Consider the following 25,247-nt stretch of genomic DNA (forward strand, 5'->3'; position numbering starts at 1 on the left):
ACGAGGAATTCACATGGCGCAAAAACAGGAAGAGGACGACAAGGTTCGTCTCGACAAGTGGCTGTGGGCTGCGCGTTTTTACAAAACCCGTGCCCTCGCCAAAGCAGCGATCGAAAGCGGCAAGGTGCATTGTCGCGGAGAGCGCTGCAAGCCTGGCAAAGAGCCACGCATCGGCGATGAGTTCGAGATTCGTACCGGGTTTGAAGTGCGCACGGTGAAGGTTGAGGTGTTGTCGATTGTGCGACGCGGCGCACCGGAGGCGCAGGCGTTGTATGCGGAGACCGAGGCAAGTATTGCCAAGCGTGAAGCGGCTGCGGCAATGCGCAAGGCAGGGGCGCTGGGCGTTACCACGGATGGCAAACCGAGCAAAAAACAGCGGCGGGATTTGTTCAAGTTTCGTGGCGGCAGTAACGACGAGTAAGCGAGGCGTTTTGGCGTTGTTGGTGCTGGCCTCTTCGCGAGCAGGCTCGCTCCCACGGGAGATTGCATTCCAATGTGGGAGCGAGCCTGCTCGCGAATCGAGGGCGCAGCCCTCGCCGAAGACAGCTCGGAATCAGGCGCTACGCACCACACTCATCCGCGAAACCAGCGGCAACTTGCCCAGCAGCGCAAAGATCGGCGCTGTCACTTTCAGCCAAAAGTTCGACGCATGGTAGGCAAACGGCGTGTAGTAACCCCAACCCAACGCCCACACCGCCAGCAGCACACCGCCGATGTAATCGTCCTGACCCCAATGCGCGCCGGCGACCAGGCGCGGCAGCATGAACAACAGCGCCAGGCCCCAGATCGTCAAAAACTGCCCGACCGTGCGGCTGAACACCCCCATGAACAATGCCCAGATCAGCAACACCGAAGCGTGGTCACCCGGGAAACTCTGGCCCGAGCGATCCTTCAGCTCCCAGGTTTTCTCCAGGTGCGGGAAGTAATCGCTGATATGCACCGCGCCTTCCAGCACCATCGACGGGCTGCTGTGCTGCCAGTCCATATGGTCGGCGAACTTGGAAAACAGCGCGCGGATCACCACCATCAACAGCAGGATCGAGAAAAAACCGAAAAACGCGCGACGCACGTCAATGGCCTTGAACACCCAGTCGCCCTTGATCAGCAGCGTCAACAGAATCAGGCCGACGACGATGTCGAACGGACGCAGACTTGCAATTGCCCAGATGTGGAGCCATATCGGGTTGCTGGCCAGCGGTGCATTGAGCGAGCGGAACAGCCACTCGTCGAAAATCACACACAGCGCGTTGCCCGTAGGCCATAACCAGAAAGCCAGTAGCGCCAACGGCACTACGTTGCAAAGAACCAGCCGGCCGAGGTTCCACCTAGATTGGAACAAACCCGGATTGTTCATAAAATGCCTCCCATGGCAGAGCAGTCGGCACCAAAAAGAGTGCCAAGAAGCGCAAATTTTCACGTCTTGTAACCATTTTGTCACCACATTCAGATACCCAAAATTATGACCGAGCTAGCGGATACCGATTTCACCCAACGTTTCATCTTCGATGACAGCGATACGCGCGGCGAACTGGTTGCGCTTGAGCGCAGCTACGCCGAAGTCCTTGCCAAGCACCCGTACCCGGAGCCGGTAGCGCAACTGCTCGGCGAATTGATGGCGGCGGCCTCGTTGCTGGTGGGCACCCTGAAGTTCGATGGTTTGCTGATTCTGCAGGCACGTTCGGAAGGCCCGATCCCGATGCTGATGATCGAGTGCTCCAGCGAGCGCGACATCCGTGGCCTGGCGCGTTACGACGCCGAGCAGATCATGCCGGACGCGACCCTCGCTGACCTGATGCCGAATGGCGTTCTGGCCCTGACTGTCGACCCGACTGTTGGCCAGCGTTATCAGGGCATCGTCGACCTCGACGGCGAAACCCTCTCCGACTGCTTCACCAACTATTTCGTCATGTCGCAACAGGTCGGCACTCGCTTCAAGCTGTTTGCCGACGGCCGTCGCGCCCGTGGCCTGCTGCTGCAGCAATTGCCGGCTGACCGTCTGAAAGACGAAGAAGATCGCGCCGCCAGCTGGCAGCACATCACCGCGCTGGCCACCACCCTGACCGCCGATGAATTGCTCAGCCTGGACAACGAAACCGTCCTGCATCGCCTCTACCATGAAGAGCAGGTTCGTCTGTTCGATGTGCAGAAACTGCGCTTTCGTTGCAGCTGCTCGCGGGAACGCTCCGGCAATGCGTTGGTCAGTCTCGGTCTGGAAGATGCGCAGCAATTGGTGGTCGAACACGGTGGCAACATCGAGGTTGATTGCCAGTTCTGTAACGAGCGCTACCTGTTCGATGCCACGGATGTTGCTCAATTGTTCGCTGGCGCAGGCGTCGACACGCCGTCAGATACCCGGCACTAAAACGGTTCAGCGCAGGTAAATTCACTGCGTAACGACGGAATTTCGCCGTTACGACGGGAGGACCCTACTCTTTTTGGGCTTTTCTGGCATAATCCGGCCCACTTTTTTCGCGGTAGTAGTGCACGACTTTCTACTACAAAACGTTTGGAGCACACTCGGCCACTGGCCGACGGGGAACCTCATGACGCAAGCCAATAACGCCGTGTACACCGATCTGAGTGTTGATGATCTGGTAAAAGAAGCCCTGAACCGCGGTGAGGGCGAGCTTGCCGATACCGGCGCTCTGGTTGTTCGCACTGGTCACCGCACCGGTCGTTCGCCTGTTGACCGTTTCATCGTTGAAGAGCCTTCCACCCAGGCTGCTATCGCCTGGGGCCCGATCAACCGCAAGTTCCCGGCCGACAAGTTCGACGCGCTGTGGGCTCGCGTTGAGGCGTTCAACAACGCGCAAGAGCACTTTGTGTCCCACGTGCATGTAGGCGCGGCGGAAGATCACTACCTGGCCGTGAAAATGACCACCCAGACTGCCTGGCAGAATCTGTTCGGTCGTTGCCTGTTCATCAACCCGGCCCAGTACAACCCGGCCGGTCGTGAAGAGTGGCAAGTGCTCAACGTGGCCAACTTCGAGTGCGTGCCTGAGCGTGACGGCACCAACTCCGACGGTTGCGTGATTCTCAACTTCGCACAGAAGAAAGTGCTGATCGCTGGCATGCGTTACGCCGGTGAGATGAAGAAAGCCATGTTCTCCGTGCAGAACTTCCTGCTGCCGGCCGCTGACGTGCTGCCAATGCACTGCGCTGCCAACATCGGCGAAGAAGGCGACGTGACCCTGTTCTTCGGTCTGTCGGGCACCGGTAAAACCACCCTGTCGGCTGACGAAAGCCGTTACCTGATCGGTGACGACGAACACGGCTGGGGCGAAGGCGTGGTGTTCAACATCGAAGGCGGTTGCTATGCCAAGTGCATCGACCTCTCCGAGAAGAACGAGCCGGTTATCTGGAAAGCCATCAAGCACGGTGCTGTGCTGGAGAACGTCGTCATCGACGACGCCAAGCACGCCGACTATGCCGATGTCAGCCTGACCCAGAACAGCCGCGCCGCGTACCCGCTGGAGCACGTTGCCAAGCGTTCCGAGCACAACCTCGGTGGCGAGCCAAACGCGGTGATCTTCCTGACCTGCGACCTGACCGGCGTCCTGCCGCCAGTGTCGATCCTCAACGAAGAACAAGCGGCCTACCACTTCCTGTCCGGCTACACCGCTTTGGTGGGCTCGACTGAAATGGGTTCCGGCAGCGGCATCAAGTCGACCTTCTCCACCTGCTTCGGCGCACCGTTCTTCCCGCGTCCGGCTGGCGAGTACGCTGAGCTGCTGATCAAGCGCATCCGCGGTTTCGGCTCCAAGGTCTACCTGGTCAACACCGGCTGGACCGGCGGCGGTTACGGCGTCGGCAAACGCTTCAACATCCCGACCACTCGCGCGGTGATCGCAGCGATCCAGAGCGGCGCGCTGATCGGTGCAGCCACCGAACACCTCGACACCATCAACCTCGACGTGCCACTGGCCGTACCGGGCGTTGAAACCAACCTGCTCAACCCACGCAACACCTGGGCTGACAAGGCTGCGTACGACGAGGCCGCGAAAGCACTGGCCGGTCTGTTCATCGAGAACTTCAAGAAGTTCGAAGTGAGCGACGCGATCAAGGCTGCAGGGCCGAAGTTGTAAGATTGGTTTGTTGTGAATGAAAAAGCCGCCCTTCGGGGCGGCTTTTTTGTGGGCGTTTTTCTTGCTATGTGCCCTGCGAGGGCTTTCGCGTCAGCAATTCAGACAGCGAGTGAGTATTCATTGGGAAGTTCTTGAGTTTGTCTTCACTCACATATGCGGCTTCGATAACGCTCGTGTGTGAAGTCGGTAGTTTTCTTGGCTTTGGAATATCGAGACTCGGTTCACTCGCTGATTTTTTGCCGAGTGAAGTCTTGGAGGAAAGAAGCCTTGAGTCCTGCAGTCGGTAACCGAGTTCATCCGTGGAACCCAGAAGATTCAGATCTTGCTCGAGACCTAGTACGTGCATCACTGACAAGTACGCTCCCATTGTGACGCCTGCACTACCTGCTTCCAGTGAGCGTAATGTCATGACTGACATTCCAGCCCTTTCAGCGACTAGTTTTGCAGTGAGTCTGCGTCTAAGACGGGCCAGTTTCAGGCGCTCACCAAGATCGTTCAAGAGTCGTGCAACCTTCGGAAGTAGCGGCGAGGTTCTCCTGGCCATAAAGCTAAAATTCCTTCGCTTTTGGGGTGATAACAACGGAATAATTACAGTTGACCGGGGGGCAAGGAGTTACGTTTACCCTTGGGTCATTCAACCTTCTGAGCGCCCCATCACTCAACTGTCTGACGTAATCACGGCCATTTTTGCCTGGCATGCATCACTCTCAATACTTCCACACATTCGTCTTTGATCGTGTAAACGATGACGTAACTGGGGGTTGCGACGATTTCCCGTGTTCCTTCAACTCTGCCCTTTTTGTACAGGGTTGGACGCTGTCGGGCGAGCTCCCCTTTTGATTCAAATATTTCATCGAGGTCAGCCGCTGCTTCAGGGTTGTCCTGACTAATACGATCCATAATCCGCTCTCGGTCAATATGCGTCTCCGGACGCCAAATCAACTTCATTAGCGCACTCGTTTACGCAGGGCATCACGCTTGGCGGCAAATATTCGGCGGGTTTCTTCATCGCTAATACTAGGTCTTGGATCGTCAATACTGATCTGTACCTGTCGTTTGAACCATTCGTCATATGCGGCTGCCTCATGCGCTTGTTTCATTGCTTCGGCGCGATCAGGACGAGCGTATGTTTTCATTTGCGATGGGTCATAGCTGGAAGCGTCAACATCGAACTGGTTGATACCCAGTCCTCTCAAATAGGTCACCAGTGTTTCAAGCCTTTTGAACAGGCGCACCTGGCCACTCCGTTGCGCTGTTAGCAGATATTCTTCATTGCCATGCTGAATTTGGATCGCCCAGCCACCAGACTTGGCGACGATACTTGTGCTTCTTACAGAGCCGTTTTCAATCAGGCGACTGAGAGTGCTGTGATCAATGGTTTCAGTGGTCATGGAGGCAAACTCTTGGCTGAACAGTGGCGTCCATCGTACGCAATCAATAGTAGTTTGCAAAATTCAACTCCTGGCAGTAGACACCGAGTGTCCAAAATTACGTTCGTTGGTGAGGCAGGCGATTCTCGTCGGAAACACACCTGCCTGAGATTGTTTTCAGGCTGGATCCTTCCAATTGAGCATTCGCTGCTGCGCAACCTGCAGCAGGTCACAGCCATCCTGCGTCAGCAGATAGAGGGCGTGGGTGATGTGGGGGATGTCTTCGACGTCGGCTTGTTTGAAGCTGAGGCAGTAGAGGGTGCGTAGCAGATCGGCGGAGGCGCGCAGGCGCTGGACGGCGCATTCGAGGATGTCTTGTGGATTGGCGGCTGTGTCGATGAGTAGAGGCTTGGTATCGGTGAGGTTGGATTCGAGTGGGCGGTAGCGATCAGGGGTAAGCGGGTTCCATGCTTTCATAATGTGTATTCCAGATGTCGTGAAGTGTCATCCCCACCGTGACCAAGCGATGGGAGGCGAACTGTGTTCAGGTTGGTCAACCGGAGGAACACACAATCCGGCACGCTCGAAAGCGTCCCGAACACAGTCACCATGAAGCATGCAGACATTTGAAGTGTCGGCAGCATACAACGGACGTGTTTGTGTGTTCCATCAGGTGACCAAGCCTGAGTCGCTGATTTGGCAGCGACAGTCACGACTATAGATTTGACTTACCAAGCTGCGATAGGCGGCAAGGGAGTCTGAGCTTGTAGGAACGGGACGAATAGCGGATAGGCTATTGCTGTAGGTTTTTTCGTCCGCTCACACCCCCAGCGCCATCAACCAATAATCCGATACTCCGCAACGTTTAACAGGCTCGTCGTCAGCCCCGTTGCCGGCGCGTAGATCGAACCCTTTACCGCCGAGAACGGCAAGCCTTTGCTGCCCAACGAAACATAGCGCTCACCTTTATCCAGTTCGGTGAAGTAGGTGTAGGAAATGCTGTGCATCCGCTTGTAGCGCGCTTCGTCGGCGACGATGGCGCCCGTCAGGCGCAGCAGATCTGTTTCGCTCAGATTCAGGGTTTTGTTCAGTTGTACGCCCCAGCGCTTGAGGCAGGTTTCGGCGAGGTGGCGGACGATGCGGCCAGGTTCGACCAGCGCTTTCAGGTCGCCGCTGTTGGTGGGTACGCCACCGTCAGCTGTGGCGTTGCCGGCCATGGTCGCGTGGCGGCCGGCCATCGGGTAGACGCAGGTTTTAGTGCCGGTGGCGGTTTGCGGAATGACACAACTGAAACCTTTGGAGCGTTCATCGCGGGCATAGAAGGCGACATATTCTTTGACGTTGGCGCCAAGTTTGACGCGCGCATCCTGGAAGTTGCCGATTCCTGGTACCGGATCAAGGGCAAATATATTCACCGGGATATTATTCAGTTCGCGATCATTGAGCATCGCATTGGCCAGCATATGGCAACTTACACCCCCTCGGCTCCAGCCCACCAGATTGACCTGAGTGGGAATAACGCCATCCTTGCGAAATGTCTTGATGATCTGCTCCTGTAATTTCTGTTGGGTCACGCTGCGATCACCGTAGTTATATTTGCGCCAGAACCACGAACCCTCGACTTTTACGTCTTCAATAGGAATGCCAGCGGCTTTGAGGCGGTTGTATTCAGTCTCGGTCAGTTGCTCGCGCTGCCAATCGCATTTGCCCTTGATGACATTGACGGCATGCGCCACGTTTTCTTCCCAGCCTTTGCCGAACAGTGTGCCGGACAGACCGTACTCCTTGGTCTTGGTGAACAGGTCGTCAGCTTGCAGGTTACCGCTGCCGGGTCCGTCGACGACGATCCATTCGGCGAACTCGCGGCCGGTATGATTGGAAGCCAGCGTGGAAACCAGTTCGCCGTCCCAGAAGTTTTCATGGGCGGTATCGAACTTGTTGGAACCCGTACCGCAAAAAAATATGGTTAAAACTGTCATGGTGTTGCTCTCGTTTAGTTGTAAGAGCAAACAAGTTAGTGTGAGTTTCATATATAAATAAAGAGTTCTGGTGTTTCCGAGTTTGTAGCAAATTTTAGTTATATGTTGTTTGTGGTGGTTTTTGTTTGGCAACTTCAAGCAAGTCGCAACTGTCCTGTACCAGTAAATAAAGGGCGTTGACGATGTTGGGAATATCCTTCACGTCAGCCTGTTTGAAACATAAGCAGTAGAGCGTTTCCAGCAAATCACCGGCCGCGCGTAAACGCTGATCGGCGGCATTGATCAGGTCGGTCTGGCTGGAGTGGCTGTCGATAAGCAGTACCGGGTTTTCGCTGTAGCAGGTCTTGAGTGGGCGATAGCGGTTGATCATGGTGAGGCGTGTCCTGTTCGAAGGCGCTGTGGCGGGCCGGCAGCGGGTTTGCAGCTGCGCCGGCCACTATAGAAGGGCGTTTCTCTGTGGGACAAGACAGCCGCAATGGACAGTATTCGTAGGGGTTTTTCCGTGTTTTGAGGAAATGCCCTACGTGTTTTCGCAGCTTTTTCAGGCCAAAACCCTTAGGCGTAATAATTCCTACGTGATTGTCAGGCGATTCGCGGTAAACCGCTGTATCGTGCGCGCCAGAATCTGTAGGGCGTTTCCAAACGTCTGACACGCGCTTAAAGGGAATTAGGTATGCACTGGCTACGAATGGCCGCAATTTTATTGCTCGGGCTGGGCACTTGCCGTTTGGCCATGGCCTCGGACGTTGGCAATGCGTGGGTGCTGGATCGCCTCGATCGCACCGATTGGCCGGAGGCACTCATCAGCCAGGCGAGCGTGGACACGGCGTCGCGCGGTGAAGTGTTGATGTTCGCCAAAGCGCTGTTGGCCAGCGAAGCGCTGGATGAAGAGGGGCTTGAGCAGCGACTCGGTGTGCCCCACGTGCAGTTGAAGTCGATTCGCCACGTGCGCGACGGCCTCTGGGAGGGATTGCTGAGCACCTATCGCAACGCCAGTCAGAACTGTGATGAGCAACTGTTCTGTCCGCGTGTGCGCAGCGTCGCTGATCTGCGTCAGTTGGCGGCGGCATTCACCGGCGACATCAGCCCGGCCCATGCGTTGTGGGCGAGCAAGAGTCAGGGCGTGCATGAGCAGATGCTGAATGAGCAGTTGCGGGTGGCGGTGTTGCGCCCCTGAACTTCAGGATTTTGTATTGTTCTGAGTGGCCTCTTCGCGAGCAGGCTCGCTCCCACAGGGACCGTGGTGTTCAAGTAATCGCTGTATCATTCCGAATCGATTTGGCCCCGACCTTTTCTCGACTCGCTGCGATCGCCCGCTAGGCTGTTGGCATGGCAGCAGTCAACGGAGTGACAGCGAATGCACAACACCCTGGAACAGGTTTTTGGTTTTCCACAGTTTCGACCCGGGCAAGAAGCCGCGATCAGTGCGGTGCTGGCCGGGCGTTCGGCGGCGGCGATTTTTCCCACCGGTTCCGGCAAGTCGATTTGCTATCAATTGCCGGCGCTGATGCTGCCGCACCTGACGTTGGTAGTCTCGCCGTTGCTGGCGCTGATGCAGGATCAGTTGGCCTTCTTGCAGCGACACGGTATTTCGGCTGGCAGCATCGATTCGGCGCAGAGCCGCGATGCCGCCAATGACGTGATGGCCCGCGCCCGTTCGGGTGAATTGAAGATTTTGATGATCTCGGTGGAGCGCTTGAAGAACGAGCGTTTCCGCAACTTTCTGCAGCAGGTGCCGATCTCGCTGCTGGTGGTGGACGAGGCGCATTGCATCTCGGAGTGGGGCCACAATTTCCGCCCCGATTACCTCAAGCTGCCGGACTACCAACGCCAGTTCAACATCCCGCAGACCTTGCTGCTGACGGCGACGGCAACGCCGAAAGTCATCGCTGACATGCAGGCCAAGTTCGCTATCGCCGCTGACGATGTGGTGACCACCGGTTTCTACCGGCCCAATCTCAATCTGCTGGTGGAACCGGTACGTGGCCAAGACAAGCGCCGGCGTCTGGTCGAGTGGATGACCGAGCGTGCGGGGCAGCCGAGTATCGTCTACGTGACCTTGCAGAAAACTGCTGAGCACATCGCTGAACACCTTGAGCGCAACGGCATTCAGGCCGAGGCGTATCACGCCGGTTTAGCCCACGACAAACGCGAAGCGATCCAGAAACGCTTTATGGTCGGGCAGTCCAATTGCATCGTTGCGACCATCGCGTTCGGCATGGGCATCGACAAGAGTGACATCCGCAATGTCGTGCACTTCGATCTGCCCAAATCCATCGAAAACTACAGTCAGGAAATCGGCCGCGCCGGCCGTGACGGGCAGCCGTCGGACTGCCTGGTATTGGCCAATCGCGACAGCCTCAATGTGCTGGAAAACTTCGTCTATGGCGATACGCCGGAGCGTGATGGCATTCGCTATGTACTCGACGAACTGAAGGCCTCGGTGCCGGAAGGGCAGTGGGAGTTTCTGCTCGGGCCGCTGGCGGATCAGAGCAATATTCGCGCATTGCCGCTGAAGACCTTGCTGGTACAACTGGAACTGCGCGGCTTGATCGCGCCGCGCTACGCCTATTACGCCGAATACCGTTTCAAATACCTGCTGGAACCCGAAGTGCTGCTCGAGCGCTTCGAAGGTGAGCGCAGGGATTTTGTCGGCGCGATCATTCAGACCTCGCCTCGTGCGCGCACTTGGGCCACGGTGAATTTCGAGGCGATGTACTCGCAGTATTCCGCCGAGCGCAATCGAGTGGTGAAGGCGCTGGATTACTTTCAGGAAAAGGGCTGGGTCGAACTGGAAAGCAAGCAGATGACCGAGGTCTACAGCCTTCTGAATAGCGACTTTGACAGCGATGCCCTGAGCGCTGAGCTGCATGACTATTTCACCCGGCACGAGCAGGCCGAAGTGGCGCGCATCCACGCGATGCTTGAAGTCTTCGCCAGCGAGCGTTGCCTGGGCTATCGCTTGGCCGAGTATTTCGGTGATCACAATGCGCCTGAGCAATGCGGGCATTGCTCGGTGTGTCATGGCCAGGTTGCACGGTTGCCGGCACCACCGGAGTTGCCAGCGCTTGTGGATAAAAACTTCGCGGCGCTGTGTGGTGATTTTATCCACAGGCATGAGCAGCACACCGGGGTGATTCCGTCGGCGGAGCGGGTGACGCGGTTCCTGTGCGGGATCAGCGTGCCGTTGTTCACCAAGCTCAAGGCGCGCGCTATTCCCGGGTTTGCTGCGTTGGAGGAATATCCCTACGCCGAAGTCCGCAGCTGGGCTGATGATCATTTGCTCGGTTGAGCAAGAGCCCACAAAAGCAGGGCTTTATCCATCCGCTGAATGTCGATCATCACGGTAATAAACTTCAAAAACCGTCGTTGGCTGACTATGGTTGAGGTCTGTCTTTGGATCGCCAACAAGAGAACAACATGAGCCAGACATCCTTCGATATTCAGCAGGCTGCGGTGATCGGCGCGGGCACCATGGGGCGGGGCATTGTCATGTGCCTGGCCAATGCCGGCGTGAGCGTGCAGTGGGTGGATAACAATCCACAGATGCTTGAACAGGCACTCGCCACCGTGGCCGAGACATATGCACACAACGTGCGGCAGGGCCGGATTGATCAGGCCGAGGCGGATGCGCGTCTGGCGCGGGTCAGTGCGGCGGCGGATTACGCGGCAATTCGCAATGTCGATCTGGTAATCGAAGCGGTGTACGAAAATCTTGAGCTGAAGCAGAAGATCTTTCGTGAGCTGGATGGCTTGCTCAAGCCAGAGGCATTGTTGGCGAGTAATACCTCGGCGCTGGACATCGATGCGATTGCTGCCGCGACAAGGCGTCCGGAGCAAGTGCTGGGACTGCATTTCTTCAGCCCGGCGCACATCATGAAACTGTTGGAAATCGTGCGCGGCGCGCAGACTTCCGCGGCGGTGCTGGAGGCCGCACTGGCGCTGGGCAAACGCATGGGCAAGGTCAGTGTGGTGTCGGGCAATTGCCACGGATTTATCGGCAATCGCATGTTGCATCCGTATGTGCTGGAGGCGCGCAAGATGTTGCTTGAGGGTGCTTATCCACAGCAGGTCGACGCGGCGCTGCAAGGTTTTGGTTTTGCCATGGGGCCGTTTCGCATGTACGACGTGGTCGGCATCGATCTGGAATGGCGTGCACGCGAATTGGCCGGCAAGGGCCAGGATGCGCCAGAGGTGCAGGTGGACAACCGCTTGTGCGAGCTGGGCCGGTTCGGGCAGAAGTCCGGCAATGGCTATTACCATTACGAGCCGGGCAGTCGTCAGGCTGAGCACGATCCTGAGGTTGATGCGCTGGTCCTGCAGGTCAGCGAAGGGCTGGGCTTCCAGCGCCGCGAGATCGGTCCGGAAGAGATTCTGGAGCGCAGTTTGCTGGCGTTGGTCAATGAAGGCGCGAAGATTTTGCAGGAAGGCATTGCCGAGTCGGCGCACGACATCGATCTGGTGTATCTGAACGGCTACGGCTTCCCGGCGGACAAGGGCGGGCCGATGGCCTGGGCGGATCAGCAAGGGCTGGCGGATATTCATCAACGCTTGCTGGCGCTGGAGACGCGACAGGGTGATCAGTGGAAGCCGGCGCGGTTGATTGGTGAGTTGGTGGCGCAGGATAAGGGGTTTGCTCAAGTGTAATGTCGCGGCCAAAATCGTTCCCCCTCACCCCAGCCCTCTCCCCCAGGGGGGAGAGGGGGAAGGGAGCCGATCTGCTTGGGTTTCAGCATCTGAGTTCGACTCGAAGGATCAGGTCGGTGTATTTCGAGAGAACACCTCGGTCAGTCCCCTCTACCTCCGGGAGAGGGCTAGGGTGAGGGCAAGCGGCCTCACTGAAAACACAAGAGAATCAGCCCAACCATGTCCACCCCTCAGCGCACCGACTACCCCCACTTCCAGCCCATCACCACACGCTGGCACGACAACGACGCCTACGGTCACGTCAACAATGTCACCTACTACAGCTTCTTCGACACGGCGGTGAACACCTACCTGATTCAGGTCGGTGGTCTGGATATCCATGACGGTGAGGTGGTGGGGTTTGTGGTCAGTTCGGCGTGTGATTACTTTGCCTCGATCGCCTTTCCGGATCTGATCGAGATCGGTCTGCGGGTCGGCAAGTTGGGCAACAGCTCGGTGCAGTACGAATTGGCGGTGTTCAAGGTCGGTGAAAGCGAGGCGTGTGCGGCCGGGCGCTTCGTGCACGTATTCGTCGATCGGGCGAGTAATCAGCCGGTGCCGATTCCTGCCGAACTGCGGCAGGCCTTGGAATACCTGGTGGTGTAAATGGCAAAAAAAATCGCAGCCCTTGGGCTGCGATTTTGCTTTACCGGCCAGCGAGGTGTTTGAGGCCTCAGTCGCGATAATACTTGTGATGTTTGCGGTGGCCATAAGCGTGGCCGCGGCCCGGGTGACGGTCGCGGTAATAACCACGGTCACGGTCACGACCGCGGTCGTAATGACGATCGTCGTCATCGCTTTTGTTACCCATGTAGTTGCCCAGCGCGCCACCGGCGCCGCCACCTGCTGCGGAGCCGATCAGGCTGCCGGTGGTGCCGCCCATGCTGCGGCCAACCACGTTACCGCCGGCCGCGCCCAACGCACCACCGATGGCGGCTTCGCCACGGCTGCGCTTGTCGGCGCCGACCGCACTACCACCCGCGCCGCCCAGGGCTGCGCCGATGGTGGAACCTGTATTGCCGCCTAAAGACTGACCGACGACCGAGCCAAGAACCCCGCCCAATGCGCCGCCCACACCTGCTTCGGTGGTGCCGCCTGCAGACGCCAAACCACTGACCAGGCCAAGGGACAACAAGAGAATCGAGGAGAACTTCATAGATGAGCCTCAAAGGGATGACGGCGCCGATCCTGAGGCTGTGTAACAAGCGTGACAATCGAAATCCGACGAATAACACGACTTGTATACAATTTTGCAAGTTGCTGTTTTATCAGCGGAACTTAACCGATTTTCGCCGGTCTTTAGCTACTTCGGACAGGCCGCTTTTGTGAAAAAGCGGCCTTTTTTGTGGGCGGTTGAAAGCGTTTGAGCTTAGAAAGGTATTGTCTGAACCAACGCCTTCGCGAGCAGGCTCGCTCCCACATTTGAAATGCATTCCAATGTGGGGGAGCGAGCTTGCTCGCGAAGAGGCCGGTTCTGACATCGCGTTACGCGGACTTGGCCATGATCAACCCAGTCTCACTCGCCGCTTCCAGCCGAATCGCAATGAACTTCGACGTCGGTGTATGGCTGCCATCCCCGGTGCTTTCCAGCGGCACCAGCGGATTCACTTCCGGGTAATAAGCTGCCGCTTGTCCCGCCGGAATATCAAATGCCAGCAGCGTGAAGCCCTTTACCCGACGCTCGCGGCCATCATCCCACAGCGAAACAATGTCAGCCTTCTGCCCCGGACGGAAGCCCAGACGAATGATGTCCGCCTCATTGGCGAACAGCACATCACGCTGGCCCTTGACCCCGCGATAACGGTCGTCGAGACCATAAATCGTCGTGTTGTACTGATCGTGGGAGCGCATCGATTGCAGGATCAGGTCCGGCAGTTGTCCGGTCGCGCGGGTGCGCTCGTGCACAAGATCTTTCGGCAGCATGTTCGCGCGGAAATTGGCCCGGCCCGATGGCGTGTTCCACTTGCGCGCGCCAGCGCTGTTACCGAGGTAGAAACCGCCCGGGTTCTTGATCTTCTCGTTGAACTCTTTGAAGTTGGGAATGGTGTCGGCGATCAGTTCGCGGATGCGCCCGTAATCGGCCACCAGCCAGTTCCAGTCCACCGGTTTGCTGCCCAGCGTGGCGGCAGCGATACCGGCGATGATCGACGGCTCGGAGCGCATCTGGTTCGACAGCGGCTGCAACTGACCGTTGGAGGCGTGAACCATGCTGAACGAATCTTCCACGGTGACCGCTTGCGGGCCTTCGGTCTGGATGTCGATGTCGGTACGACCGAGGCACGGCAGGATCAGCGCGTCTTTACCGTGAGCGAGGTGGCTGCGGTTGAGTTTGGTGCTGATCTGCACGGTCAGGTCGCAATTGCTTAGCGCGGCGAAGGTACGCGGGCTATCCGGCGTGGCTTGGGCGAAGTTGCCGCCCAGACCGATGAAGACTTTGGCGCGACCTTCGGCCATCGCATGGATCGCCTCGACCACGTTGTGGCCGTTGTGGCGCGGCACCTTGAACTGGAAGCGTCGTTCCAGCGAATCAAGGAACGCCACCGGCGGACGCTCGTTGATGCCCATCGTGCGGTCGCCCTGCACGTTACTGTGGCCGCGCACCGGGCACAGGCCTGCGCCCGGTTTGCCGATGTTGCCGCGCAGCAGCATCAGGTTGGCGATTTCCTGGATGGTCGGCACCGAGTGGCGATGCTGGGTGATGCCCATCGCCCAGCACATGATCACGTTCTTGCCTTTGGCGTACATGCGCGCGGCTTGCTCGATCTCGACAAGAGTCAGGCCGGATTGCTCGACGATCTGTTCCCACGGTGTGTCATCGACCACGCCGAGATACTCCAGCACGTTGGCGCTGTGGGCATTGAGGAAGTCGTGATCGAACACGGCAGGTTCGCCAGCCTTCTGCGCATCGCGCTCCCATTGCAGAAGGAACTTGGCCATGCCGCGCAGCAGCGCCATGTCGCCACCGAGGGCCGGGCGGAAATAGGCGGTGTTGGTCGGCTTGTCACCGTTGGTGAGCATTTCGATCGGGTGTTGCGGATGCTGGAAACGTTCCAGACCGCGTTCCTTCAACGGGTTGATGCACACCACTTGTGCACCGCGCTTCACCGCTTCACGCAGGGGTTCGAGCATGCGTGGGTGGTTGGTACCCGGGTTCTGGCCCCAGACGAAAATCGCGTCGGCGTGTTCGAAATCGTCGAAGGTCACGGTGCCTTTACCGACGCCAACGCTTTGCGCCAACGCCACACCGCTGGCCTCGTGGCACATGTTCGAGCAGTCAGGGAAGTTGTTGGTGCCGTAAGCGCGCACGAACAGTTGATACAGGTACGCCGCCTCGTTGCTGGCGCGACCCGAGGTGTAGAACTCGGCCAGATCCGGGCTCGGCAGGCTTTGCAGGTGCTTGGCGATCAGCGTGTAGGCGTCGTCCCAACTGATCGGTTTGTAGCGATCGGTTTCGGCGTCGTAGACCATCGGCTCGGTCAGACGACCCTGATATTCCAGCCAGTAATCGCTCTGCTCCAGCAACGAAGTGACGCTGTGTTTGGCGAAGAACTTGGCATCGACGCGGCGCTTGGTGGCTTCCCAGTTCACCGCTTTCGCGCCGTTCTCGCAGAACTTGACCATGCCGCTTTCCGGCGAATCGCCCCACGCGCAACCGGGGCAGTCGAAGCCGCCGTTCTGGTTGGTCTTGAGCATCATGCGCAGGTTTTTCAGGGCGTTGTCGCTGGTCAACCAGGCCTGGGCCACACTGATCAGGGCACCCCAGCCGCCGGCAGCGCCTTTGTAAGGCTTGTAGCGCGGGACAGGTTTCTGGTCGGCTTGATGATGTTGGCTCACGCTTGATTCTCCATCGCGGGGCTATACACCCGCGGCGCACTTTTCTGCGGCAGGTGGATGAGATTGAGGTTGTGTCGACGGGCCCATTGCACGGCAAGGCCCGTGGGCGCGGACAGGCTGACTAAAGTCTGGATGCCGGCGCGCAAGACTTTCTGGATCAATTCGAGGCTGCAACGGCTGGTGACAATCGCCAGGCCGCCTTCTGTGGATATCTTTTGCCGGATCAGTCCGCCGATCAGCTTGTCGAGGGCGTTGTGCCGGCCGATGTCTTCGCGGCCGAGCAGCAATTCGCCGCTGGCATTCATGAACACGGCCGCGTGCACGGCGCCGCAATGCTGACCCAAAGGCTGAAACGCGCCGATGCGCTGGCGCAAACCGTCGAGCCATTCGATCGGTGGTAACGCTGCGCCGGCCAGGACTTTGAGATCTGGCAGCGCTTGCTCCACCGCTTCCACACCGCACAACCCGCAACCGCTGGTGCCAGCCATTTGCCGACGCTGTTGCTTGAGGTTCCAGAACGCACGGTTGGCGATGGTCACTTGCGCGTATTGCGCAGATCCAGCGCCGGTCAGTTGCAAGTCATAGATGTCGGTCGCGTCCTCGATGATGCCGCTGCCGAGGCTGAAGCCGACGATGAAGTCTTCAAGGTCGGTCGGTGTCACCAGCATCACCGCCTGACTGATGCCGTTGTAGGCGATCGCCAACGCGACTTCCTCGGCGAGCGCAGTGCTGGCCGATTCCTCGCGGGGCAAATCGCTGTAACTGTAGGTCTGGCTGGCGGCAGGCGCGGGCGTTTCAATTGCAGGCGCCGCGCAGGCTGGGCGCTTGGCGTTCATGGCATCACCGACGGTTTGATCAACGTTAAGACTAGGCGCGGCAAGTTGTCGCGTCTAATCGCTAGTGTCGATCTATCGATAGATGCCGTCGATCAAGAGGCTGTTGGTGATTCTCGATACAGCGCGAAACAGGCCTCCGCCAGCGCCGAGCGTGGCGCTCCGCGACGCATGATCAGGCCCAGCGGGGCGAGGGTCTGGGCGTTTTCGATGGGTTGCAGGCGCAGGTGGTCGGTGAGTTTTTCCAGACCACCGTCGAGCGGCATGATCGCGCAGCAGAACCCACCGTGCACGGCTTGTAACAATTGATGCACGGCGTCGGTTTGCAGCAAGGGTTGCGGGGTCAGGCCACGGCTGTGGAAGTTGTGGTCGATGGACTGGCGAAAGTGCATGCCGCTGGTGAGCATGCCCAGCGGCAATTCGATCAGTGATTCCCAGCTCAGCGGGGCTTCACCGAAGGTAAAGGTGCGCTGGTCGTACAGCAGGCCCATGCGCGTTTCACTGAAGGCCAGGGATTCGAAGCGCTCGTTATCCAGTCGATCAAGATAAGACACGCCGAGATCGATGCGGTTGTTCGCCAAATGCTCAAGAATTTGCTCGGAACTCAGCGCCGACATTTCAAAACGCAAATTCGGGTGGGCGCTGTGCAGGCGTTGCATCAACGGCAGCGGATCGAAACTCGACAGCGGCACCACGCCCAGCCGCAGCGTGCCGATCAGATTGCCGCGACACGCTGCCGCTTCGGCGTGCAAGCCGTCATAGGCCGCCATCACCGAACGTGCCCACGCCAGCACCCGCTCGCCCGGCGCGGTGAAGCCTTCGAAACGCTGGCCCCGGTTGACCAGTGGCAGGTCGAGCTCTTCTTCAAGGCTGCGCAGGCGCATCGACAGGGTAGGCTGGGTGATATGACAACGCGCGGCGGCCTGGCCGAAGTGGCGGGTTTCGTCGAGGGCGATGAGGAATTTCAGCTGCTTGATGTCCATCTTCGCTCCAGGCGCTGGCGGGGGTGGGCGATTCTACCGCTTGCGCGGTGGCAGGGTCATTGGTCGGCTTGGAACCGGGTTTGTCCGTCGTGGTCTAGGCTTGGACGTCTGGAACCCAAATCAAGGAGTGTGCGCTATGAGTCTTTTGAGCTTTGTGAAAGAAGCCGGTGAGAAGCTGATCGATCTGCTGACCCCGGGCAACGCCAATGCCAGTGAGCAGTTGAAGGAACACATCAGCAAGGTCGGTCTGGGCAATCCGAATGTTCAGGCGACGGTGGATGGCGACAAAGTGACCGTCACCGGTGAGGTTGCGAGTCAGGAAGAGAAAGAGAAGATTCTGCTGGCGGTGGGCAATATTGCCGGGGTTGGCAGCGTGGATGATCAGATCACCGTGAGCGGGCCGGTTGTCACTGCCGCACAATTTGTCGTGGTCAAGTCGGGTGACACCCTTAGCGCGATTTCTCTGCGTGTGTACGGGGATGCCAACAAGTATCAGAAAATTTTCGATGCCAACAAACCGATGCTCAAGGATGTGAACAAAATCTATCCGGGGCAGACGCTGCGTATTCCTGAGTAACCGATAAAACGCTTTCGTCGGAACGCCGCCCGGAGCAGGCTCGCTCCCACATTGGATCGCATTCCAAATGTGGGAGCGAGCCTGCTTGCGAATGGGGCAACTCGGAATCAAAGCCCTGCAATCAAATCCCGGTAATCCTCAACCGCCGCAAACTCAGCCGTGTCCTTCGGCCCCTTGCGGCTGTCCGGCTCTTTCACCGCCAACAAATGCGCCACACCAAAATCCCGCGCACTGCGCAGAATCGGCAAGGTATCGTCGATAAACAGACTGCGCGCCGGATCAAAACCGATATCCGCCTGCAAGGCATCCCAGAACTGCGGGTTCTCCTTGGGAAACCCGTAATCATGCGAGCTGATCAGCCGTTCGAAATACGGCGCCAGCTCAATCCGCTCAAGCTTCAGCGACAGTGAGTCGCGGTGTGCATTGGTGATCATGATCACCCGTTTACCGGCACGTTTGATTGCTTCCAGAAAGGTATCGGCATCCGGCCGCAAGGCAATCAGATGCGCGGTTTCGAGCTTCAATTCCCGCACCGACAACTTCAGCTCGGCACTCCAGAAATCCAGGCAATACCACTGCAGCTGGCCGGCGTGGCGTTCGAACATCGGCTGCAATTCCATCTCGGCCATGGCCCGGCTGACCCCGTGCAGTTCGGCGTAGCGCTGCGGCAGGTGTTCCAGCCAGAAGTGATTGTCGAAGTGCAGATCCAGCAGCGTGCCGTCCATGTCGAGCAGAACGGTATCGATGTCGGACCACGGTAATGAAGGCATGGCAACGTCTCGAGCGGTAGAAAGATATCCGACATAAACAATCGGGAAAGCCGCGTTATAGTAGCGCGTTCACGCCAAGGAGCTTTGCATGCGCCAGAAACCCACCGTACTTGCCCGCGAGATCGTCGCCACCAGTCGTCTGTTTTGCGTCGAAGAACTCAAGCTGCGCTTTTCCAACGGCGTGGAACGCACTTACGAGCGTCTGGTCGGCAAAGGTGCGGGCTACGGCGCGGTAATGATTGTGGCGATGCTGGATGCTGAACACGCAGTGCTGGTCGAGGAATACTGCGGCGGTACCGATGAGTACGAACTGTCCTTGCCTAAAGGTTTGATCGAACCGGGCGAAGACGTATTGGCAGCCGCCGAGCGCGAACTCAAGGAAGAAGCTGGTTTTGGCGCGCGACAACTGGAGCATCTGACCGAGCTGTCGCTGTCGCCCGGTTACATGAGCCAGAAGATCCAGGTCGTTCTGGCTACCGATTTGTACGAAGAGCGGCTGGAAGGCGACGAGCCCGAGCCGATGCGTGTCGATAAAGTGAACCTGCGCGAACTGTCGTCGCTGGCGCTCAATCCGCAATTTTCCGAAGGTCGCGCCCTGGCCGCCCTGTATTTGACCCGCGATCTGCTGACCCAGCGCGGATTCTTCCCAGCATGAGTGAAGCGTCGATGAATTTTCCCCACCCGTTGATGGCGCCGGTCGTTGAGCTGGCATTGCAGGCTGGCGAGGTGACTTTGCCGTTCTGGCGCTCCGGCGTTGAAGTCACGGCCAAGTCCGATGACTCGCCCGTGACGGCGGCGGATCTGGCCGCGCATCACCTGATTGTCGCCGGTCTGACGGCGCTGGATGCGAGCATTCCAGTGTTATCGGAAGAGGACGCCAACATTCCCCAGAGCGTACGCGCCGGCTGGCAGCGCTGGTGGTTGGTCGATCCGCTGGATGGCACCAAGGAATTCATCAGCGGCAGTGAAGAGTTCACCGTCAACATCGCGTTGATCGAAGACGGTCGAGTGGTGTTTGGCGTGGTGTCGATGCCGACCAATGGTCGTTTCTACGTTGGCGGTGCCGGGCTTGGCGCATGGCGCTGCGACAAGGGCGGCACGCCGGATGCGATTCAGGTACGCGATGTGCCGGGGCCGGGTGAGGCGTTTACCGTGGTCGCCAGCCGTCGCCATTCGAGTCCCGAGCAGGAGCGTCTGCTGGCCGGGCTGAGTGCGAGCCTGGGCGAGTTGCAATTGGCGAATATTGGCAGCTCGCTGAAATTTTGCCTGCTGGCTGAAGGCGCGGCGGATTGCTATCCGCGACTGGCGCCGACTTCGCAATGGGACACGGCGGCGGCGCAGGGTGTGCTGGAAGGTGCGGGCGGTGAAGTGTTGGATCTGCGCGGGGAAGCGTTCAGTTATCCGGCGCGGGAATCGCTGCGCAATGAGTTCTTTTTGGCGCTGCCGGCGAGGGCAGCCTGGCGTTCGCGATTGTTGGAGTTGGCTCGCGGTTAAGTCGGCTGATCCGGCATCCCCTCACCCCAGCCCTCTCCCCCAGGAGAGGGAGCCGACCGAGTTGTCTTGCGTCATACATCGACCTGAAAGATGAGGTCGATTATGGATTCAGCAAAGCGCCATCAGGTCGGTGTACGTCTGAAGCATCCCCCAATCAGTCCCCTCTCTCTCGGGGAGAGGGCTAGGGTGAGGGGCTTTTGATCTTCAGCGGTGCAAAACGTACTGGCCGGTAAATGTCACGGCGTCCTCGTTGCTGCCCTGATTGACAATCCGCGTATCGAGCACCAACCGCGCCCGCCCATAACGCTGATACATCGCCAGAAACTTCTTCCACACCTTCGCATCGGGCGCCGGGCAAATTGCTACGGCATCGCCGGTCACGGGCAGTGGATAACGGATCTGTCCCTCCTGAATCACAATGTGCCCGTCGGTGATTCCTTCTTCTTTCAGACGCAAATGCAACCAGCCCCAACCGGCCAGCACCGCGCCGCAGTAAAGACTGCCGCCGAACATGGTGCTCTTGTGATTGACGTTCGGATCCAGCGGTAAATGCAGACTCAATTGCTGCTCGCGCCAGTCGAGCACTTTGAGGCCCATGTCGCGGGTCAGTGGAATATCGTGATGGAGCACGGACTCCAGATAGTGACTGTCGGTGCTCATTCGTTCTCGTCCCCAGGATTGCTGTCGCCGAAGTTGAGGCCATGCTTGCGCAACTTGTCATGCAGGGTCTTGCGCGGAATGCCCAGGGCTTCGGCGAGGCTGCGCACCGAACTGTGGGAGCGCGCCAGTTCGGCCGCGATCAAGGATTTTTCGAAGTTTTCCACTTGCTCGCTGAGGCCGCCGTTGATGACTTCGACTGTGGTGTTACCCCCACCTTCGGCGCCAGCGTTATCCAACGCCAGTTCCAGACCCAAGGCGAAGCGTTCGGCAGCATTCTGCAGTTCTCGTACGTTGCCCGGCCAGGTGTGACGCAGCAGCAAGGCGCGTTGTGCCGGTTGCAGTTCGTGAGGCGGCAGGCCGTGGCGGGCGCTGGCTTCATCGGCGTAATGCTGGAACAGCACCAGCGCATCTTCGCCGCGTTCGCGCAGCGGCGGAATGCGCAGCGGCGCAACGTTGAGGCGGTAATACAAGTCGGCGCGGAAGCGCCCCTGATCGGCGGCCTGGCGCAGGTCTTCCTTGGTCGCGGCGATCACGCGGATGTCCAGCGGGATCAGTTGATTGCCACCCAGACGCTCGACCACGCGCTCCTGCAGCATGCGCAGCAACTTCACCTGCACGTCCATGCTCATGCTTTCGATTTCATCAAGAAACAGCGTGCCGCCATTGGCGAATTCGAATTTGCCGATGCGGCGTTTTTGCGCGCCGGTGAACGCGCCCGGTTCGTGGCCGAACAGTTCGCTTTCCACCACCGACTCGGCCAGTGCGCCGGCGTTGATCGCCACGAACGGGCCGTTACGGCGGCTGGATAAATCGTGCAGCGCACGGGCGACCACTTCTTTGCCGGCGCCGGTTTCGCCGAGGATCAGCACGTCCGCCTTGGTCGCGGCCAGCGCACCGATCTGCTCGCGCAAACGCAACATGGGCGTCGAATGGCCGACCAGCCGCGCACTCAGTTCATTGCGGTCGCTCAGGGCCAGGCGCAGGCTGCGGTTGTCCAGCACCAGTCGGCGCAGGGCCAGCGCGCGACGCACGCTGTCGAGCAGCGCATCGCTGGCGAAAGGTTTTTCGAGAAAGTCATAAGCGCCGGCGCGCATGGCCTGCACCGCCAGCGGCACGTCGCCGTGGCCGGTGATCAGCAGCACCGGCAGTTCGGGATCCTGCGCGTGCAATTCGCTTAACAATTCGAGGCCATCCATGCCCGGCATGCGAATGTCGCTGACCACCACACCCGGCCAGTCACGCTCAAGCTGTGCGGCCAGGCCTTTGGCTTCGGACAGCGGCAGAATTTTCAGCCCTGCCAGATCCAGTGTCTGACCAAGGGCCTGACGCAGGTGCGGATCGTCGTCGATCAACACCACCTGAATGCGATTGTCGATGGTCATGCACTTCGATCCTCGGACGGTTGCAGGCTGACCCCGGGCGCACCGGCGCGCAGCCGCAGGGTAATCAAGGCGCCACCTTGCTTGTGGTTGGCGAACGACAGTTCACCGCCGAAGGCGCGCATCAGCGTTTCACAAATGGCCAGACCCAGCCCCAGACCCTGAGTGCGGGTCTTGGTCGTGTAGAAAGGCTCACTGGCGCGGCCGAGGGCTTCCATGCAGAAGCCCGGGCCGTTGTCGCGAATGTACAGATTGACGCCCTCGGTGGTGGATTCGGCACTCAACCACAATTTGCGCGGCGGGCCTTTTTCGGTAAGGGCATCGAGAGCGTTGGCGAGCAGGTTACCGAGCACTTGGCGCAGACGCGTTTCCCCGGCCTCGACCCACAGGGTGGCGGCCGGCAGATCGCGGATCAGCTCGACTTCCATGCTCCGGCGCCGTTTGGCCAGCAGTGCCAAGGCATCGTCGAGCGCCGGTTGCAGGGCAACGCTTTCCGGCGCGTGGCGATCACGGCGGGCAAAGGCGCGCAGATGGGCGATGATCGAGGCCATGCGTCCGGTCAGTTCGCTGATCAGTTTGAGGTTGCCGCGCGCATCGTCGGTGCGCTGATGATCGAGCAACACCTCGGCGTTTTCCGCGTAGCTGCGGATCGCTGCCAGCGGCTGATTGAGTTCGTGGCTGATGCTTGCGGACATCGTCCCCAGCGCCGACAGCTTGCCGGCCTGAACCAAATCATCCTGGGCGCGCACCAGCTCCTGCTGAGCCTGCTCACGCTCCAGCACCTCTTCCTTCAAACGCCGGTTGAGGCCTTCGAGGTCGCTGGTGCGTTCCGCCACGCGGCCTTCCAGTTCTCGGCGTGCCTTGGCTTCAAAGGCAATGCGTTCGAGATAGTGGCGGCGGCGCTGCATCATCAGACCGAGCAACAACATCACCACCAGCAGTGTGGCGCCGCCGATCGCAACCACGGTGCGCACCGGACGGTCGATCAGCGTGCGCGGCGCGAGGATGCTCACGCTCCAGCCGGTTTCGGCGATGTCGTGGGTCTGGATCAGCCACGCGCTGGGGCTGAGGTTCAATGGACGTGGCTCACGGGTAGGGTAAGGCTGGATGGCGGTGATCGCTGAGCGTTCGCCGTCGCTCAAGTTACGGGTCGAGCGAAAGCGCCATTCCGGACGCGAGGTGAGGATGACCACGCCGTTGTGGTCGGTCACCAGCAGTTGTTCCGGGGTTTTGCCCCACAGGCTTTCGGTATGGTCGAGGTCGACCTTGATCACCAGCACGCCGATGATTTTTTCGCCATTGCGCACGGCGGCGGCGAAGAAGTAACCGCGCTTGGCCGAGGTGGTGCCGAGACCGAAAAAGCGCCCGAGGCGTCCGGCCATGGCTTCACTGAAATACGGGCGGAAGGAGAAGTTGCGACCGACAAAACTGTCGTGCTTGTCCCAATTCGACGCTGCCAGCGTCTGGCCGCTGGTGTCCATCAGGTACATGACTTCGGCGCCGGTCTGCGCAGCGATGTTCTTCAGCAGACGGTTGGCATTGCCTTGGGTGACGCCGTCGTCCGGTGCGCCGAGGACCGAGCGCAGGGCCGGCAGGTCGCCGAGAATCTGTGGTAACACTTCGTAGCGGTGCAGGGTGCCCAACAGGTTGGCGACGTACAGGTCGAGGGTCTGACGGTTCTGGCCGGCCAGTTCGCTGCGGTAATAGCGCTCGGCCAGATGTTCCAGCGGCCACAACAGCGGCGCCAGACACAGGGCCAGCAGGGCGAGGCTGCGCCAACGAGGTCTGCGGGGAAGGGTTGGTTTCATGAGCCGGATGCGCCTGAGATGTCAGGCGCATTATGCCTCGGCTCTGTACGAAAACTGCCTGCGCGTCGATCGTGCTGCGTTAAAAACAGGCTCGGAATGCTCATTTAGGGGCCTAAACTCCGCTTCCTCGCCTGTTTTTGCCTTGCCTGATCGCCGCTCGGCGAGTTTTCGTACAGACCCGGCTCAGGCGAAGACGTCAGCGTCCTTGAGCAGCGCTGCGGCTTGATCCTTGGCGGACAGCTTCGGCGCTTCGTCCAGCTGCCAGTCGATGCCCAGAGCGGGATCATCCCAGCGAATGCTGCGCTCGGACGATGGGTCGTAGTAGTTGGTGGTCTTGTAGAGGAATTCAGCGAACTCGCTCAGCACCACGAAACCATGGGCGAAACCTTCCGGTACCCACAGTTGGCGATGATTGTCGGCAGAAAGACGTACCGCTACGGATTTGCCGAAGTGCGGCGAGCTGCGGCGAATATCCACGGCCACATCCAATACTTCGCCAACGGTCACGCGGACCAGTTTGCCCTGGGTGTTTTGCAGTTGGTAATGCAGGCCACGCAACACGCCTTTTTGCGAACGCGAGTGGTTGTCCTGGACGAATTGCGTGTCCAGACCGGTGGCGTCCTGGAACGCTTTGGCATTGAAGCTCTCGTAGAAAAAACCGCGCTCGTCACCAAACACCTTCGGTTCGATGATCAGGACACCGGGCAGGTCGGTGGTGATTACATTCATGAGGATTTCCATAGGCAGGTGTGAATGGCCGACATTCTTGCGCAAAGTGTCCAAGGGTGC

Annotated in this window: 26 protein-coding genes; 10 read left to right on the forward strand and 16 right to left on the reverse strand. The window is 59.1% G+C overall.

The window, feature by feature from the left end; all coding sequences use genetic code 11:
* Window positions 1-13 precede the first annotated feature (13 nt).
* The gene (locus tag VY732_RS01245; RefSeq protein WP_331693519.1) at window positions 14-421 is read left to right on the forward strand and encodes an RNA-binding S4 domain-containing protein; all 408 of its coding nucleotides are present in this window, start codon (window positions 14-16) and stop codon (window positions 419-421) included.
* 132 nt (window positions 422-553) lie between these two features.
* Here VY732_RS01245 and VY732_RS01250 read toward each other — a convergent pair whose 3' ends face one another.
* Window positions 554-1,354 (reverse strand): phosphatase PAP2 family protein, encoded by an 801-nt coding sequence (locus VY732_RS01250; protein ID WP_137218325.1) that lies wholly within the window; start codon window positions 1,352-1,354, stop codon window positions 554-556.
* Window positions 1,355-1,459: 105 nt separating this feature from the next.
* Here VY732_RS01250 and hslO point away from each other — a divergent pair, with 105 nt between their 5' ends.
* Both hslO and VY732_RS01260 read left to right on the forward strand, forming a co-directional pair.
* Window positions 1,460-2,362 (forward strand): Hsp33 family molecular chaperone HslO, encoded by a 903-nt coding sequence (hslO, locus tag VY732_RS01255; RefSeq protein ID WP_077570226.1) that lies wholly within the window; start codon window positions 1,460-1,462, stop codon window positions 2,360-2,362.
* Window positions 2,363-2,543: 181 nt separating this feature from the next.
* Entirely contained in the window at window positions 2,544-4,085 is a 1,542-nt protein-coding gene (locus VY732_RS01260) for a phosphoenolpyruvate carboxykinase (RefSeq protein ID WP_007917942.1), read from the forward strand.
* A 64-nt stretch (window positions 4,086-4,149) separates the two neighbouring features.
* Here VY732_RS01260 and VY732_RS01265 read toward each other — a convergent pair whose 3' ends face one another.
* The 6 genes from VY732_RS01265 to VY732_RS01290 all read right to left on the reverse strand — a co-directional run bounded on the left by VY732_RS01265 (window position 4,150) and on the right by VY732_RS01290 (window position 7,804).
* The gene (locus tag VY732_RS01265; protein WP_442968557.1) at window positions 4,150-4,629 is read right to left on the reverse strand and encodes a helix-turn-helix domain-containing protein; all 480 of its coding nucleotides are present in this window, start codon (window positions 4,627-4,629) and stop codon (window positions 4,150-4,152) included.
* A 131-nt stretch (window positions 4,630-4,760) separates the two neighbouring features.
* Window positions 4,761-5,033: a type II toxin-antitoxin system RelE/ParE family toxin gene (locus VY732_RS01270; protein WP_093429986.1), complete on the reverse strand. Its 273-nt coding sequence runs from the start codon at window positions 5,031-5,033 to the stop codon at window positions 4,761-4,763.
* On the reverse strand, window positions 5,033-5,476 hold the full coding sequence (locus VY732_RS01275; protein WP_331693526.1) for an antitoxin PaaA2 family protein: 444 nt from the start codon (window positions 5,474-5,476) through the stop codon (window positions 5,033-5,035). The genes VY732_RS01270 and VY732_RS01275 overlap by 1 nt, the downstream gene beginning before the upstream one ends.
* 156 nt (window positions 5,477-5,632) lie before the next feature.
* Window positions 5,633-5,932, reverse strand: coding sequence for a hypothetical protein (locus VY732_RS01280; protein WP_331693528.1), 300 nt, complete (start codon window positions 5,930-5,932; stop codon window positions 5,633-5,635).
* Window positions 5,933-6,291: 359 nt separating this feature from the next.
* Entirely contained in the window at window positions 6,292-7,434 is a 1,143-nt protein-coding gene (locus VY732_RS01285) for a hypothetical protein (RefSeq protein WP_331693530.1), read from the reverse strand.
* Between the two features lie 94 nt (window positions 7,435-7,528).
* Complete coding sequence (locus VY732_RS01290) at window positions 7,529-7,804, reverse strand: hypothetical protein (protein WP_122599488.1); 276 nt, start codon at window positions 7,802-7,804, stop codon at window positions 7,529-7,531.
* A 303-nt stretch (window positions 7,805-8,107) separates the two neighbouring features.
* Here VY732_RS01290 and VY732_RS01295 point away from each other — a divergent pair, with 303 nt between their 5' ends.
* The 4 genes from VY732_RS01295 (at window position 8,108) to VY732_RS01310 (ending at window position 12,726) form a co-directional block, all read left to right on the forward strand.
* Window positions 8,108-8,611: a polysaccharide deacetylase gene (locus VY732_RS01295; protein ID WP_116029305.1), complete on the forward strand. Its 504-nt coding sequence runs from the start codon at window positions 8,108-8,110 to the stop codon at window positions 8,609-8,611.
* Window positions 8,612-8,791: 180 nt separating this feature from the next.
* Complete coding sequence (locus VY732_RS01300; RefSeq protein ID WP_331693533.1) at window positions 8,792-10,726, forward strand: RecQ family ATP-dependent DNA helicase; 1,935 nt, start codon at window positions 8,792-8,794, stop codon at window positions 10,724-10,726.
* Window positions 10,727-10,854: 128 nt separating this feature from the next.
* Complete coding sequence (locus VY732_RS01305; RefSeq protein ID WP_331693536.1) at window positions 10,855-12,081, forward strand: 3-hydroxyacyl-CoA dehydrogenase; 1,227 nt, start codon at window positions 10,855-10,857, stop codon at window positions 12,079-12,081.
* 219 nt (window positions 12,082-12,300) lie between these two features.
* Window positions 12,301-12,726, forward strand: coding sequence for an acyl-CoA thioesterase (locus VY732_RS01310; RefSeq protein ID WP_093429993.1), 426 nt, complete (start codon window positions 12,301-12,303; stop codon window positions 12,724-12,726).
* Between the two features lie 67 nt (window positions 12,727-12,793).
* Here VY732_RS01310 and VY732_RS01315 read toward each other — a convergent pair whose 3' ends face one another.
* The 4 genes from VY732_RS01315 to VY732_RS01330 all read right to left on the reverse strand — a co-directional run bounded on the left by VY732_RS01315 (window position 12,794) and on the right by VY732_RS01330 (window position 17,770).
* Window positions 12,794-13,276 carry a glycine zipper domain-containing protein gene (locus tag VY732_RS01315; protein WP_137218331.1) on the reverse strand — a complete coding sequence of 161 codons (483 nt, stop codon included), beginning with the start codon at window positions 13,274-13,276 and terminating at the stop codon, window positions 12,794-12,796.
* A 329-nt stretch (window positions 13,277-13,605) separates the two neighbouring features.
* Window positions 13,606-15,954: an FdhF/YdeP family oxidoreductase gene (locus tag VY732_RS01320; protein ID WP_077570248.1), complete on the reverse strand. Its 2,349-nt coding sequence runs from the start codon at window positions 15,952-15,954 to the stop codon at window positions 13,606-13,608.
* Complete coding sequence (gene fdhD, locus VY732_RS01325) at window positions 15,951-16,790, reverse strand: formate dehydrogenase accessory sulfurtransferase FdhD (RefSeq protein ID WP_077570250.1); 840 nt, start codon at window positions 16,788-16,790, stop codon at window positions 15,951-15,953. The genes VY732_RS01320 and fdhD overlap by 4 nt, the downstream gene beginning before the upstream one ends.
* Before the next feature lie 92 nt (window positions 16,791-16,882).
* Window positions 16,883-17,770: a LysR family transcriptional regulator gene (locus VY732_RS01330; protein ID WP_331693540.1), complete on the reverse strand. Its 888-nt coding sequence runs from the start codon at window positions 17,768-17,770 to the stop codon at window positions 16,883-16,885.
* Between the two features lie 136 nt (window positions 17,771-17,906).
* On the opposite strand from VY732_RS01330, the gene lysM reads away from it, so the two are divergent.
* A complete protein-coding gene (gene lysM / locus VY732_RS01335; RefSeq protein ID WP_016986405.1) occupies window positions 17,907-18,347 on the forward strand; it encodes a peptidoglycan-binding protein LysM in 441 nt (146 codons plus the stop codon).
* Window positions 18,348-18,454: 107 nt separating this feature from the next.
* On the opposite strand, the gene yrfG is transcribed toward lysM, so the two are convergent.
* Window positions 18,455-19,117 carry a GMP/IMP nucleotidase gene (yrfG, locus tag VY732_RS01340; protein ID WP_331693542.1) on the reverse strand — a complete coding sequence of 221 codons (663 nt, stop codon included), beginning with the start codon at window positions 19,115-19,117 and terminating at the stop codon, window positions 18,455-18,457.
* An 88-nt stretch (window positions 19,118-19,205) separates the two neighbouring features.
* Between yrfG and nudE the strand changes: the two genes are divergently transcribed.
* Both nudE and cysQ read left to right on the forward strand, forming a co-directional pair.
* Complete coding sequence (nudE, locus tag VY732_RS01345; RefSeq protein ID WP_077570256.1) at window positions 19,206-19,772, forward strand: ADP compounds hydrolase NudE; 567 nt, start codon at window positions 19,206-19,208, stop codon at window positions 19,770-19,772.
* An 11-nt stretch (window positions 19,773-19,783) separates the two neighbouring features.
* Window positions 19,784-20,611 (forward strand): 3'(2'),5'-bisphosphate nucleotidase CysQ, encoded by an 828-nt coding sequence (gene cysQ / locus VY732_RS01350; protein ID WP_331695834.1) that lies wholly within the window; start codon window positions 19,784-19,786, stop codon window positions 20,609-20,611.
* 204 nt (window positions 20,612-20,815) lie between these two features.
* Here the strand turns inward: cysQ and VY732_RS01355 are convergent, their stop codons facing one another.
* The 4 genes from VY732_RS01355 to rfbC form a co-directional block, all read right to left on the reverse strand.
* A complete protein-coding gene (locus tag VY732_RS01355) occupies window positions 20,816-21,271 on the reverse strand; it encodes a YiiD C-terminal domain-containing protein (protein WP_077570258.1) in 456 nt (151 codons plus the stop codon).
* A complete protein-coding gene (locus VY732_RS01360) occupies window positions 21,268-22,653 on the reverse strand; it encodes a sigma-54-dependent transcriptional regulator (protein WP_116029299.1) in 1,386 nt (461 codons plus the stop codon). Before VY732_RS01360 ends, VY732_RS01355 begins: the two co-directional genes overlap by 4 nt.
* Window positions 22,650-24,458, reverse strand: a complete 1,809-nt coding sequence (locus tag VY732_RS01365) for a sensor histidine kinase (protein WP_077570262.1) — start codon at window positions 24,456-24,458, stop codon at window positions 22,650-22,652. Before VY732_RS01365 ends, VY732_RS01360 begins: the two co-directional genes overlap by 4 nt.
* A gap of 183 nt (window positions 24,459-24,641) precedes the next feature.
* On the reverse strand, window positions 24,642-25,187 hold the full coding sequence (rfbC, locus tag VY732_RS01370; protein ID WP_077570264.1) for a dTDP-4-dehydrorhamnose 3,5-epimerase: 546 nt from the start codon (window positions 25,185-25,187) through the stop codon (window positions 24,642-24,644).
* Window positions 25,188-25,247 lie beyond the last annotated feature (60 nt).

Source organism: Pseudomonas sp. ZY71 (assembly GCF_036542145.1).
GTDB lineage: Bacteria > Pseudomonadota > Gammaproteobacteria > Pseudomonadales > Pseudomonadaceae > Aquipseudomonas > Aquipseudomonas koreensis_A.

Bases quoted from the DNA above. Each gene is read 5' to 3' on its own strand.
- VY732_RS01245 (WP_331693519.1), top strand. From the start codon at position 14: ATGGCGCAAAAACAGGAAGAGGACGACAAGGTTCGTCTCGACAAGTGG.
- VY732_RS01250 (WP_137218325.1), bottom strand. From the start codon at position 1,354: ATGAACAATCCGGGTTTGTTCCAATCTAGGTGGAACCTCGGCCGGCTG.
- hslO (WP_077570226.1), top strand. From the start codon at position 1,460: ATGACCGAGCTAGCGGATACCGATTTCACCCAACGTTTCATCTTCGAT.
- VY732_RS01260 (WP_007917942.1), top strand. From the start codon at position 2,544: ATGACGCAAGCCAATAACGCCGTGTACACCGATCTGAGTGTTGATGAT.
- VY732_RS01265 (WP_442968557.1), bottom strand. From the start codon at position 4,629: ATGGCCAGGAGAACCTCGCCGCTACTTCCGAAGGTTGCACGACTCTTG.
- VY732_RS01270 (WP_093429986.1), bottom strand. From the start codon at position 5,033: ATGAAGTTGATTTGGCGTCCGGAGACGCATATTGACCGAGAGCGGATT.
- VY732_RS01275 (WP_331693526.1), bottom strand. From the start codon at position 5,476: ATGACCACTGAAACCATTGATCACAGCACTCTCAGTCGCCTGATTGAA.
- VY732_RS01280 (WP_331693528.1), bottom strand. From the start codon at position 5,932: ATGAAAGCATGGAACCCGCTTACCCCTGATCGCTACCGCCCACTCGAA.
- VY732_RS01285 (WP_331693530.1), bottom strand. From the start codon at position 7,434: ATGACAGTTTTAACCATATTTTTTTGCGGTACGGGTTCCAACAAGTTC.
- VY732_RS01290 (WP_122599488.1), bottom strand. From the start codon at position 7,804: ATGATCAACCGCTATCGCCCACTCAAGACCTGCTACAGCGAAAACCCG.
- VY732_RS01295 (WP_116029305.1), top strand. From the start codon at position 8,108: ATGCACTGGCTACGAATGGCCGCAATTTTATTGCTCGGGCTGGGCACT.
- VY732_RS01300 (WP_331693533.1), top strand. From the start codon at position 8,792: ATGCACAACACCCTGGAACAGGTTTTTGGTTTTCCACAGTTTCGACCC.
- VY732_RS01305 (WP_331693536.1), top strand. From the start codon at position 10,855: ATGAGCCAGACATCCTTCGATATTCAGCAGGCTGCGGTGATCGGCGCG.
- VY732_RS01310 (WP_093429993.1), top strand. From the start codon at position 12,301: ATGTCCACCCCTCAGCGCACCGACTACCCCCACTTCCAGCCCATCACC.
- VY732_RS01315 (WP_137218331.1), bottom strand. From the start codon at position 13,276: ATGAAGTTCTCCTCGATTCTCTTGTTGTCCCTTGGCCTGGTCAGTGGT.
- fdhD (WP_077570250.1), bottom strand. From the start codon at position 16,790: ATGAACGCCAAGCGCCCAGCCTGCGCGGCGCCTGCAATTGAAACGCCC.
- VY732_RS01330 (WP_331693540.1), bottom strand. From the start codon at position 17,770: ATGGACATCAAGCAGCTGAAATTCCTCATCGCCCTCGACGAAACCCGC.
- lysM (WP_016986405.1), top strand. From the start codon at position 17,907: ATGAGTCTTTTGAGCTTTGTGAAAGAAGCCGGTGAGAAGCTGATCGAT.
- yrfG (WP_331693542.1), bottom strand. From the start codon at position 19,117: ATGCCTTCATTACCGTGGTCCGACATCGATACCGTTCTGCTCGACATG.
- nudE (WP_077570256.1), top strand. From the start codon at position 19,206: ATGCGCCAGAAACCCACCGTACTTGCCCGCGAGATCGTCGCCACCAGT.
- cysQ (WP_331695834.1), top strand. From the start codon at position 19,784: ATGAATTTTCCCCACCCGTTGATGGCGCCGGTCGTTGAGCTGGCATTG.
- VY732_RS01355 (WP_077570258.1), bottom strand. From the start codon at position 21,271: ATGAGCACCGACAGTCACTATCTGGAGTCCGTGCTCCATCACGATATT.
- VY732_RS01360 (WP_116029299.1), bottom strand. From the start codon at position 22,653: ATGACCATCGACAATCGCATTCAGGTGGTGTTGATCGACGACGATCCG.
- VY732_RS01365 (WP_077570262.1), bottom strand. From the start codon at position 24,458: ATGAAACCAACCCTTCCCCGCAGACCTCGTTGGCGCAGCCTCGCCCTG.
- rfbC (WP_077570264.1), bottom strand. From the start codon at position 25,187: ATGAATGTAATCACCACCGACCTGCCCGGTGTCCTGATCATCGAACCG.